7 protein-coding genes, 1 tRNA gene and 1 pseudogene are annotated in these 11,914 nt (G+C 69.8%); 4 read left to right on the plus strand and 5 right to left on the minus strand.

What is annotated here, in order from left to right:
- The first annotated feature begins 32 nt into the window (after nucleotides 1-32).
- Entirely contained in the window at nucleotides 33-1,058 is a 1,026-nt protein-coding gene (locus DKT68_RS13915; RefSeq protein ID WP_109817821.1) for a LacI family DNA-binding transcriptional regulator, read from the plus strand.
- On the opposite strand, the gene DKT68_RS30910 is transcribed toward DKT68_RS13915, so the two are convergent.
- Nucleotides 1,027-1,431 (minus strand): hypothetical protein, encoded by a 405-nt coding sequence (locus DKT68_RS30910; RefSeq protein WP_146218363.1) that lies wholly within the window; start codon nucleotides 1,429-1,431, stop codon nucleotides 1,027-1,029. The genes DKT68_RS13915 and DKT68_RS30910 overlap by 32 nt on opposite strands.
- 38 nt (nucleotides 1,432-1,469) lie before the next feature.
- Here DKT68_RS30910 and DKT68_RS13920 point away from each other — a divergent pair, with 38 nt between their 5' ends.
- On the plus strand, nucleotides 1,470-2,330 hold the full coding sequence (locus tag DKT68_RS13920; protein ID WP_109817833.1) for an alpha/beta hydrolase: 861 nt from the start codon (nucleotides 1,470-1,472) through the stop codon (nucleotides 2,328-2,330).
- A gap of 318 nt (nucleotides 2,331-2,648) precedes the next feature.
- On the opposite strand, the gene DKT68_RS13925 is transcribed toward DKT68_RS13920, so the two are convergent.
- The 4 genes from DKT68_RS13925 to DKT68_RS13945 all read right to left on the minus strand — a co-directional run bounded on the left by DKT68_RS13925 (nucleotide 2,649) and on the right by DKT68_RS13945 (nucleotide 7,496).
- Nucleotides 2,649-3,644: an alpha/beta hydrolase family protein gene (locus DKT68_RS13925; RefSeq protein WP_236646881.1), complete on the minus strand. Its 996-nt coding sequence runs from the start codon at nucleotides 3,642-3,644 to the stop codon at nucleotides 2,649-2,651.
- A 312-nt stretch (nucleotides 3,645-3,956) separates the two neighbouring features.
- Entirely contained in the window at nucleotides 3,957-5,930 is a 1,974-nt protein-coding gene (locus DKT68_RS13930) for an alpha-L-rhamnosidase C-terminal domain-containing protein (protein WP_161556663.1), read from the minus strand.
- Between the two features lie 886 nt (nucleotides 5,931-6,816).
- Entirely contained in the window at nucleotides 6,817-7,305 is a 489-nt protein-coding gene (locus tag DKT68_RS31965) for a hypothetical protein (protein WP_236646882.1), read from the minus strand.
- Nucleotides 7,306-7,412: 107 nt separating this feature from the next.
- A tRNA-Leu gene (locus DKT68_RS13945) sits at nucleotides 7,413-7,496 on the minus strand.
- A gap of 234 nt (nucleotides 7,497-7,730) precedes the next feature.
- Between DKT68_RS13945 and DKT68_RS31970 the strand changes: the two genes are divergently transcribed.
- Both DKT68_RS31970 and DKT68_RS13960 read left to right on the plus strand, forming a co-directional pair.
- Nucleotides 7,731-10,601, plus strand: a complete 2,871-nt coding sequence (locus tag DKT68_RS31970) for a tetratricopeptide repeat protein (protein ID WP_236646883.1) — start codon at nucleotides 7,731-7,733, stop codon at nucleotides 10,599-10,601.
- Between the two features lie 153 nt (nucleotides 10,602-10,754).
- Nucleotides 10,755-11,914: pseudogene (locus DKT68_RS13960) on the plus strand (fibronectin type III domain-containing protein); the annotation flags it as partial.

Raw genomic sequence — 11,914 nt, forward strand, 5'->3', positions numbered from 1 at the left:
GTGGGTAACGTTTCTCGCGCTTAGGAGCTCGTATGCACCCATCCCGCCGCGTCACGATCATCGACGTCGCCCGGCACGCCGGGGTGTCCACCACTGCCGTCTCCAAGGTCATGCGCAACGCGTACGGCGCCAGCCCGGAGATGCAGATCAAGGTCCGCGCGGCCATCGAGGAGCTCGGCTACCGGCCCTCGGCCGCAGCCCGGGGCCTGCGTGGGCAGACGTACACGATCGGTGTGATGCTGCCCGAGATGCGCAACCCGTTCTTCGCCGACATCCTCGACGGCGTCACCGAACACCTCGGTGGCACCGACTACCAGGTGCTCATGGCCGCCTGCTGCAACGACGAGGCGGGCGAAGTTCGCATCACCGAGGCGATGATCGACCGGAGCATGGACGGCATCATCCTCATCGCCCCGATCTCCTCACGCCGCCACCTGCAAAAGGTCGCCCGCGCCGTGCCCACGGTGGTAGTCGGCCGGCACGGGCACTCCCCCGACTACGACACGGTCACTGACGACGACTTCGCCGGCGCCGGGCTCGTCGTCGACCACCTCGTCGCGCTCGGCCACCGGCGCATCGCCCACATCGAGCACGCCGAGAAGAATCCCGTACGCCTCAAGGAAATGCCGAACGCCCAACGCGCTGACGGCTACCGCCACGCCATGCAGGCCCACGGACTCGGCGACTACATCGACATCGCCTCCACGACCTACACGCAGCAAGGCGGATACCTCGGAGCCCAGCAGCTCCTGGCCCGTCCGCAGCGCCCAACCGCCATTTTCGCCGGCGCCGACATCGTCGCCATGGGGGTGCTTGACGCCCTCACCGAGGCCGGGCTGTCCGCGCCCCAGGACATCTCCGTCGCCGGGTACGACGACACCATGTTCGCCGCCTTCGGCCCGATCTCCCTGACCACCGTGGACCAGGCCGGACACCAGATGGGCCTCAACGCGGTCCGGCTGCTGCTCGATCGCGTCGCCAGCCGAGGCAGGCCGACCGCCCAGATCAAGCTCTCACCCACCCTGATCACTCGGCGCACCACCGCACCGATTCCCTAACCTCCAGATCGAAGAGATTCCACGATCGTCGAGCGTGCTGATCCCGATGCGCGAGCTCACGATGCCCCCGCCGTTGACGCGACGGCGGCCGACGCTCAGGAATCGTGGAGGGTGGCAGGGCCACGGCACCGTCGTCGACGAAGATCTTCAGCCACGGGATCATCGTGCGGGCGAGGATCGTGCTCGGCTGCCCGATGTAGTTGTGGCCCGCACCGGTGACCTCGATGTAGGCGCGTCCGGTCGTCGCTGGGTTCGGCACGGCGGCGACGAGCGCGGCAAGAGCCATCGCCGAGGCGGCCAGGGCTTTCCGGGTTTGAGACGACCACACGCATCGATGCAGGTCGGGGTCAAGGCACCCGACCTCGTCCAGCACGAACCATCAGCGATGCGACCTCGAAAGGCACCCGCGTGGTGAATGTTTCAACGACGGAACGAAAGATTGTCGGCCCGCACGGTGAGATACCGGTACGCGTCTACGCACCCACGGCAGGTGAGCGGTCAGTCAGTCCCCGACTGGGTTTGGTTTGGGCACACGGGGGCGGCTTCGCCGGAGGCGACCTCGACATGCCCGAGAACGACTGGGTCGCTCGACAGCTCGCGCAACGGGGACTCGTGGTCGTCACGGTGGACTACCGGCTCTCGCCGCTTCCGGACGGCGAGAGCACCGGGATGCCGGAGGTGCGGCGCTTCCCTTACCCCGTCGCGTCCGAAGAGGTGACCGCGGCCTTCACTTGGGCCACGACCTCCGACCCCACTGTCCCCGCCGCCAACTGGGCCCTCGGCGGCGCCAGCGCGGGCGGCAACCTGGCCGCGGGCGCGGCCCTGCGCCTGCGTGACACCGGCCGCCCACTTCCACGTGCGTTGATGCTGGCCTACCCAGTGCTTCACGCCGCACTGCCGCCGGTGCCGACGGAGCTGGTCGCCAAAGTGCGAGCCCTGCCGCCGCCGTTCAACTTCGGCGCGGAGCAGATCGCGGCGATGAATCTGGCCTATGTGCAAGAGCCGGGCGCCCTGGCCGAGGCTTACGCGTTTCCCGGCGGTCACGACCTGTCCGGGCTGCCGCCGGCCTTCATCCTCAACTGCGACTCCGACAGCCTTCGGGCGTCCGGGCAGCAGTTCGGCGTCGAACTCGCGGCCGCGGGCGTCGAAGTCATCGTGATGCGTGAGCCCGGCACCAGCCACGGCCACCTCAACGATCCGGACGATCCGGCGGCGCTGCGCAGCATCACCCGGATCGCGGAGTGGCTGACCCGATCCACAATCTGCCCATAACCCAGGTGACGCTTTCCGCCACCCTCGCCGCCCGCTGACGACAGCTTCGCCGTAGTCCCCGCGGCGGCGTCTGCCACCGGGCACGCTGCTCGGCTCCGCAGCTTGGAGATCCTTGACCTCGGAGTTCGCCGCGGGACTGCGCCGCCTACGTCCGGGCTTCAGCCACCTTTCGGTTGTCGCCGAGCCGGTAGCGAGGCTGCGCGAGAGCAGGCCGGCGCCGCTGCCGTTCGACGACAGCGGCGCCTTCTGAAAATCGGCAGCGGGAGACGATCAAGGCCGGCGTGCGGCAGCCTCAGCCCGGGCGGCCTGGCATCTCATTCATCTGACAGCCAGCCCCGAGGTGCTGTCGACACCGGTGGACAGCGTCGTGGTCGAGATCAACGGGCAACTGTTGCGATACTGCGAGATGCCGGACTGGTTGCTCAAGGGACAGAGGAACTGACTGTAGCGGGCGTCGTTGTCGACGAAGATCTTCAGCCAGGGGATCATCGTGCGGGCGAGCGTGGTGCTTGGTTGCCCGATGTAGTTGTGCCCCGCTCCGGCGACTTCGATGTAGGCCCGCTCGGTCGTGGCCGGCATGCTGTTGTAGAGACTCGTCAGACGCGACGGCGTCACCAAGGTGTCGTTCTGCATGGCGTAGATCAGCGTCGGCACCCGGTCGGTGGCCAGGCTGCCGGAGGGCAGGTGTGGCGCGTTGCCGATCGCGGCTTGGAGCGAGGGTCGCTGCAGAGCCGCGCTCAGGGCTCCGCCTCCGCCCATGGAATGCCCCGCCACCGCGAGCCGGCTGGCGTCGACCCGGGTGCGTACCGAGCTACTCCGGGTCAGGAAGTCCAGTGCCGCCAGCAGCTGCGTTCCGCGGCTGGCGGGACTGTCGTTGAGGTTGTTCGTCTCGATCCCGAAGATGACGAAGCCCTGGGAGGCCAGTCTCGGGCCTAGCCAGGCGATGCCAGCCCAGGTGCCGTTGAGGCCGGGTGAGATCGCGACCCCCCCGAAGGTTCCCTGACTGGTGCTCGTCGGGTAGTAGATGACTCCTCCCCCGAACCCGTTGCCGCGGGGCACCGAGACCGAGGCGACGGCGAAGGGACCGGTGGTGGCGGCGATGCTGGCCGCCGTGGGAGCTGGACCCCGCTCGTAGGGGTTGGCGGCGGCGGACGCTGGACCCGCCACTGCGGTGGCGGCAACCGCAGCGAAGGCGATCACGGCGGCCGATACGGCCCCCCGGATGCGGAGGGCGGTGGACTTGCGGTCGGACCGTCTCGCTTCTCCGTCGTTCGACATGCGCGTTCCTTTCTGGTTCAACATGAAACGTTTCATGTTGAACGAGTAACGTTCCCCATGACAGCAGAAAGATATCCGTCGATATCTAGCCGGGTCAATGGGCAGGCAAGGGGTCGTTTGAATCGGAGGAGGCCGGTGAGACAACCTCGCCGGGTCTGCGGGTGCCGGAGCTCCTATGGGCAACGTTCCTCACACCGCTCAATCTCGCCCCGGACCTGCCGCGGGCGCGGCTCACCCACGCATGGCTGTCATGGGTGGGTCTCGGCGGCAGCCGGCTGCCGTCGAGACCCACCCGTCACTGCGGAAGCGGCATTGCTTCCCGCACCTGCGCCGGGAGACGGCTGTTCGTCAGGCGGTGGCTCCGAACCGGAACGTGCCGGCACCCACGTTGTAGATGTCGTAGAGGCCGTTGCGTTGCACGAACGTGGCACCCGACGTCAACGCGCTACTGGTCGCCGACGACGACGCCAGCGGCACCCACACCTGACCACTCGTGCCCGCCGGAGCGGTGACCTCGATCTGGAACTGTCCGGCACTGTCCTGCGCCCACTTCACCGCAATCGAACTACTTGGTGTGGGCACCTGCCCCTGGGCCCACGTCACGTCGGCCTTCTGCGGTTTGACCTGCCACGTCGTGTAACCGGGGTTCACCGCCGTGACCCCGAGGACGTTCTCGGAGAGCACCTGCGTGGGGCCTGCGGCCCAGGCGTGCGCTAGACTGTCGAACCCTCGGTCCGGAAGGCCGTTGCTGTTCACGAACTCCCAGAACGTGCCCGTGTAGTAGGAACCTGCGGTGTCCACCTGCAGGCCCCACAGACGCCTGAGCAGGTCGAACGCGGAGGAGGTGTCACCGCTGCCGAAACGGGCCATGACCTCCCACGTGTTGTTGAGCGGTTCGATCGTGTGACCGTAAGGGTCGGCCATGCTCGGGGAGGGCTGGCTGATCTGGCTGCCCCGTGCCAGCCAGCGTGACCTGAAGTAGTTCAGAATGCCCTGAACCTTGTCGGCAGGCGCCACCCCGAGGCGGACCGCGTTCATGTTGGCGTCCAACGGATACACAGTGGTACGGGTGTTGGTGTGGACGTACAGACCGGCGGACGTGTTGAACAGACGGCTGTTGATCGCGTTCTTGAGCGCGTTCGCCTTGTTGGTGTACTCGGTCACCTTGGCTGTGGTGCCGACCTTGCCCTCCATCCAGATCATGTTTTGCAACAGCTCGTAGTAGGCGAGGCTGTACTCGGTGACCTCGCCGCTCTGGGTGGTCTGCCAGTAGTCGTTGTCGTTGGTGACCACCAGTCCGTTGGAGTTGACCCGCGTGTGGTGGTAAGCGGCGGCGTTCTCCAGCCTCGTTCGCAGACCGGTGATGAACGCCGTGTCTTTGGTGTAGCGGTAGTACTGGATGGCGATGATCGCCGAGTAGGCCGAGTAGGTCACCGCGTAGTCGAACTTTCCGCATCCGCGGAAGCCCACCGCACTGGTGAGCCGACCGTTGGAGTCCTGCAGGTTGAAGATGCTGTTGATCGAGCCCTTGATGTACGGGGCGGCGTTCGAGCCGAGCGACAGCTGCGCCACCGGATCGCTGATCAGCAGATCACCGGACCAGATGGCACGGTCCCGCTTTGCGCCGTCGAAGATGACCGGGACGTTGAAGCACGACGCGACACCGGCCGGGACCATGTCGAGTTGGGCGGTGTAGGCCCCGGCGTACCACATGCGGTTGAGCTGGTCGTCGCTGGACATGAACCAACCCTTGTACTGGGCTGGCGTGGCGCGGTAGGCCTTGAAGTTGACGCCAGCACCGGTCAGCGTCACGGACCCGGCACTCGTCAGCTGGATCGCGGCGTAGCGGAAGCCGCCGCGCAGTGCGCCGGTATAGGTCCGCGCGCTGGTCACGTTCAGGGAGATGACCGAACCGTGGTCGTTGTTGTAGATGCCGGTGCTGTTGGCCGTGAGGAAGGGCAGCGCCTCACTGGTCGCGATCCGCACCGTCCTGGCGGAACCGCCGCTCGAGGCCGAGACGGTAACGAACGGTGTGCCGCTCACGTTCCTGCCGAAGTCGAGGACCACGGTCGCCGGCGTCCCGCCGGAGGAGGTGGTCAGCACGGTCGAGCCGCTGCCCGTGGCAGTCAGCCCGGCGGCATTGGTGACCGTTCCTGCCGTCCGCGTGATGCGGACGGCCTCGGGGTTGTCGGTTGTCGGCCCGGGCACGAGGGCCTGCCAGTTCGGGTTGGACGGCCAGGTCGGCAATGCGGCCCACGCCGCAGTGCTCGGCAGGCTCGTCGTGACGACCGCGAAGATCGTCGCGACGACCAGCGCCCACACTGACCAGCGAGTGGCCCTTCGCTGCTTGGGCGCAGATGGTGGGCTACTCTCACGGTGCATCTGGATCCTCCTCTGGTTGTGGCTTGCCTAGAGGGGTCTCGGGTTAGCTGCTCTGCGGTCGCCTGGCTCGCCAGCGCCACGGCCCGAGCCGTTTTGGGTGCAGCGACCTTGTCCGATGCCGGTGCCTGCCAGCGATGTCATCGGACAAGGTATTGGTGTTCGGGGCGCTGTCTGTGACTGGCTCAGACGTCGGAGTTGGCGCCCGAGACCGTCCCCTGACGACAGTGGTGTTCGTGTGCCCCGCATGCTGGTGCGTGGTGACGGTGGTGGTTGGTGAGACGGGGCAGCGGCCATCGCCGCGATTTCCTACTGGATCTGACTCTGGTCCCCGCTCCCGTTGGTCAAGAGCGAAGCGGTATGCGACGTTGCCTGCCCACGTCGGCCCCCTGAAGGTGCGGTGCGACGAGCACCAGGAACCGGATGGAACAGTTCGAGCGGTGCCCTCCCGGATGACGTGTGCCCACGTACACGTGCCTCGTGGAGGAAGGCGGGAGACTTGAGAGTGACTTTGAAACCTTTCAATGCACTCGCTGCGCACAGAATACGAGCCGCTTCAGTGTTCCGTCAAGGTTGCCTACCCGTTTCCGAACCATCACGCACGAGTCCATTGAGTCGCCTCTGCCCCCACTGTTCCAAGACCCGCTTCCAATACGATCCGTAGGCACGCCGCGTTCCATCGCTGACCGCCGCCGACACGATTGGTACGTAATCTGCGAACGTCGGCGCCTGCGGGCGCTTCGTCGCCGCCTCAATGAGGTCACCGGGGGATATTCCCATCCTCGCGAGCAACAACCGAGCGGCGTCCAACTCAGCCTGGCTCGCCGTGTCACTCATGCTGCTCACCGCCGAGAGCAGCAGCGTGTATCTGAGCGACCACCGCGTCCAAGGTTGCGGGTGGATGCACGATAAGCACGCCGGCAATGAGGTCCGCCGCCAGCAGCAACCGGTCGCCAGGCTGGAGGCCGCACCATTTCCGGGCGGCTGCCGGCAGATGTAGATGACCTTGCCCTGTCAGGGTAAAGACGCCCTGCGGGTCCCGACGGACGACAATGAGGCCGGCGCTCTCGCGGATTTGAAGGCGCGTACCGCAGCCCGATCCGAGAGCGCGGACGATCATTCGATCAGCGATCCGGCCACTGACATCAATAGCAGCCAGGCCGTAGACCGACGCGCTTTTCCGGGCTGCTGGAAGGTCAGGCAGGGGCAATGGTGGGCGCCGCAGCGTGCCTAGCCGCCGGTCCGTCCCCTTGCTCTGCGCGGGAGGCGTCAACGGTGGAATAAGAGGAGCAACGGTCATATCAGCCACGGCGGTCACCGCCGCCGAGCGTCGCATCCGTCGAGACTGTCGCGGAGATACCTTCCGCGTGGTCAAGCGGGCTTGACCACCAGTACGTCAAATACAGCAGGGATGCTTCAAATTTGTGTCCGAGGGGGGACTTGAACCCCCACGCCCTATACGGGCACTAGCACCTCAAGCTAGCGCGTCTGCCATTCCGCCACCCGGACTTGCTCGTTCAGCCTACCTCGCCGACCTGGATGATCTTGACACCCGATGGCCGGCCCGGGGGGCCGCACGGGGAGTTACTGTACACGCCACTCGTGGATCATGCACATCGCCGTCGAGCCCCTCCGTGGAGGTGTTCCCGCCGCTGCTCAGACCGCCTCGCGAGGGGTCACCGACGTACCGCCGAAGGCGTGTCCGGGTAGCGTCGGACGGCCATCTGACGGCAGCATTGCCACGTGTCCCATCCCTCTCCTCTGGCAGCCGCCCAGCACCGGGCTCTCGCCCTGCGCGCCGCGGGCGACCTCAGCGCCGCCCGGCAGCTGCTCGCGGAGGTCGTCGAGTCCGCCCGTCCGCCCTACGGCGAGGACCACCCCGAGGTGCTGCACACCGCGCACCTGCTGGCCCGCCTGCACCGCGAGGCGGACGATCCGCTCGCCGCCCGCCGGGTGCTGGAGGAGGCGTTCGCCGCGGGCGAGCGGCGCTGGGAGCACTCCGATCCCGTGCTGCTCGCGCTCGCCTTCGAGCTCGCCGAGGTCGCCGAGGAGCTGGGCAACCGGCACGAGGCCCGGCGGAACTACACCCGCGTCGCCACCGCCGGGCCCGCCGTGCTCGGCGAGGACCACCCCGCGGTACGCGCCGCCCGCCACTACCTCGGCGACGCCGCTCCCGCTGCGCCGGCAGTGCGGCACCCATCGCCACCGACACCCCGCCCAGCGCCGGACGACCGGTCCACCGATCCTGTTCCGGCGGACGATGCCGGGGCGCGGGCCGCCCTGTCCGGTCCGACGCTGTCCCTGGCGACGCTGGCCGCGATGCGGCCGTCGGCGGGCAGCCCACCACCCGCCGCGTCGCCCTGGGCTCCACCGCCACCGCCGGCAACGCCTCAGTCAACCCCTCTGGCGGTACGCGTACCCGCCCCACCGGCACCGCCCGCCGACGCCGGCACGCCGCCGGCTCCCGCTCCCCCGGTGACGCCGGCCCGGCCGGTGCCGTCCCCCGTCACGCCGGCGGCACCGCAGCCCGGTCCACCGCCCCCGCCCGTGCCTCCACGCCAGCGCACGGAGGCGCAGCAACCGCAGCCGGCTCGACCGGCGGTGACATCTCCTCGACCGCCAATCGAAGGCCAGGGAGAGCCCACCCGCCTGGCCGAACAGGAGCAACCTCCGCGGCCACCGTCCGGATCAGTCGTACCGCCACGCCAGCGGGCGGGCGACCAACCACCCCCGCCGGCCGTCGACGCGCCAGCCTCGCCGACCGCGGCCCTCCCGGTGTCGGCCGCCCCGCCGCCAGCTACGGCGGTGCCGGTTCCGGCTCCCCGGTGGGACACCCCGACGATCCAGGTACAGCAGATTGAGCCGCTGTTGGCCGAGGAAACGGTTCGGGCCGCGAGCACGCCGACCAGCGCGAGCGGGCCGACCACCGCGTCGGGCGGAGCGGCGACAGCGCCGGACGGGCCGACCTCGACGAGTACCCCTCCCGGGCCGATGCACCCGGTGAGCGCACCACCCAGCGACCCGGTGAACGGCCCGCCTTCTGCACCACAGCCGGTCCCCGGGCCGCCGGTGTCGGCCGGCACACCGGCGCAGCTCGGCAGCCCGCCCCGCCGTCCCGACCCGGTGATCCAACCCGGGTCCGCCTCCGTGCCGTCGGCCCAACCTTTCCCGGTGTCGGGGCCACCTGGCCGCGGCCAGCCCGTCTCCGCACCACCCAGCCACCACTCCCCCGTGTCCGGACCGCCTGGCCGCGGCCAGCCCGTCTCGGCGCCGCCGAGCCACCCGTACCCGGTATCCGGAGCACCGAGCCACCCCTATCCGGTATCCGCGCCGCCCAGCTACGGCCAGCCCGTCTCGGCACCACCGAGCCAGCCCTACCCGGTGTCCGGGCCACCCGGCTACGGCCAGCCCGTTTCCGCACCACCGAGCCAGCCCTACCCGGTCTCCGCACCGCCCGGTTACGACCAGCCCGTCTCCGGGCCACCCGGCCACCCCTACCCGGTCTCCGCACCGCCCGGTTACGACCAGCCCGTCTCCGGGCCACCCGGCCACCCCTACCCGGTCTCCGCACCACCTGGTCACAACCAACCCGAGTCCGCGCCGCCGGTGAGCGCGCCGCCGTGGGGGTTGACCGCGCCACCGTGGAGCAGCACCGCGCCGCCGCAGGTGCTACCCACGGCCGGTAACGACCCGACGGGCCGATCATCGATGGAGGAGCCCTGGGCCGAGCCGGGCGGGTTGACGGCTGCGGCGGTGCCGCCGAGCCCTCCGGCGCAGCGGACGGGAATGACGACGACCCAGACCACCGAGGTGTTCCCGCCAGCCGGACCGGCCAGCAGCGATCCGGGCAGGCTCGATGCGAACCTCGGCCAGCCGGACAAGGCCCAGCCGGAGCCGGCCGATCGACAGTCGAGCCCCGTCGCGACGCCGGCTCACCCGGCCCCGCCGGCGGTCACCGGTCCCGCGACGCCGACCGGTGGGTACCCGATACCAACCCCGCAGCCTCCGGGTCCGTTCGTGGCCCCCGCCTACCCGCCGCCGACCGAGCTGGCGTCCCAGCCGGTTCCCGAGCGGTACCCGGCCCAGCAGTACCACCCGGGCCAGGAGGTGCACCCGGGCCAGCACCACCAACCCGACGGGTACCGGCCGACGTACGCCGACGAAGCCTCGCCCAGCCGCGGCCGGGCGACGCTGATCGGCGCCGCGGTGGCGGCCGGGGTGGCCGTGGTGGCGGTGGCCGGCCTGGGGGTGGTGGTGCTCAACCGCGACGACCCGCCCCCGGCGACCGGGACCGCGCCGACGGCGACGGCGGCGCCGACGGCGGCCGGGCCTCCACCCGGGGACCTGAAGCTGCGGGACGACTCTGTCACGATCACCTTGACCTGGACGGACCCGTCCGGGGGCGCGGTTCCGTTCATGGTCGCCGGTGGCCGGGCCGGGCAGGCGCTGGGGGTGATGGCCACCGTGGACCCGGGACGGACGAGCTACACGGTCAACGGGCTGAATTCGCGAGTGGACTACTGCTTCACCGTGCTGGCGGTCTACTCCACCGACAGCTTCGCCACCTCGGGGCAGGTCTGCACTGAGCGCGAACGCGCCACTCCGCCGAGCTGAGCTGGGCGTCCACACCGCACACGCTCAGTATCCACAGGGGTGACCGTGCGGGTTCCCCCGGCACCGACCGCGCCATATGATGGCACCCGGCTCAGGGGAGGGGTCGCCGCGAGGCGCGCGCCACCTGCCACGACTCAGGGGAGGCAGCCGGCTGTGGCCAGCATCGACGACGCCGCGCACACCGACGCTCCCCGTTCCCGGTCCCGGCTGCGCGGCGGGCTGGTGACCGTGGGCACGGTGACCGCGCTGCTGGCCGCGATGGGGCTGACCGTCCTCGGGCTGGGCGCGGCGGACAACGCCGTGGCCAACTACGACGCGAGTTCCTGGTTGTGGAGCGCGGCGCGCAGCGAGCTGGCCCGGGTCAACGGTGTCACCGCGCGGGTCGACACCCGCACCGAGGTCCCCGGGGCCCGTCGGCATCCGATGCAGGTCACCCAGACCGACCGGCTGCTGATCCTGCGTGACCTGCAGACCGGGCAGGTCAGCTCACTGGATCTGGCCACCCTTCAGCTCACCGCGACCACCCGGACCACCCCGGGCCTGGGCGTGAGCGTCGCCCTGCACGAGGACGCGGCGTTCGTCGTCGACGCCGTGCAGGGCATCGTGCGTCAGCTCGACCCGCGGTCGCTGGCCCCGGTCGGCGAGCCGGTCCGCTATCCGCCGGGCATCACCGGCGGCACCTTCGACGGCGAGGGCCGGCTCTGGATCGCGGTGCCCAGCGAGGGCACCGTGTCGGCCGTCACGGCCGCGAAGCTGCCGTCCGCGCCGGCCTCGGCCGCGCCCGCGGGCGGCGGGCTCAGCCCGGAGCGGGTTGAGACGTACGACGTGGCCGATGCCAGCCACGAGCTGGTGGTCTCCACCCTGGACGACGGGGTGGCGGTGCTCGACCGCACGGCGGGCAAGCTGGTGCGGGTGCGGCGTGGCGAGGTCCACCTCACGCCGTTGACGCTGAGCGGCCCGGCGGCGCTGCCAGCCCGCACCAGCGGACCGCGGGTCCCGGTCACCGTGTCCGCCGAGCGGCGGGTGCTGGTGGTGGGTGACAGCGGCGAGGAGCGGGCGTTCACCGTGCCGGGCGACGGCGACGGGCTCAGCCCGGCGGTGGCCTGGGCGGACCGCTTCTACTGCGCCGACGAGGCCACCGGCACCATCTACTCCTTCGACGCGGGCGGCCAACTGGTCGACACCATCCGCGGTCGGGCGAACGGGCCGCTGGAGCTGGAGGTGCGGGAGAACCACCTCTTCATCAACTCCCCGGACGCGGCGACGGCCCGGGTGGTGGACGACAAGCACCAGGTGCGCGAGGTCAACAAGTA

The sequence above is a fragment of the Micromonospora acroterricola genome, from assembly GCF_003172955.1.
GTDB classification, from domain to species: Bacteria; Actinomycetota; Actinomycetes; order Mycobacteriales; family Micromonosporaceae; genus Micromonospora; species Micromonospora acroterricola.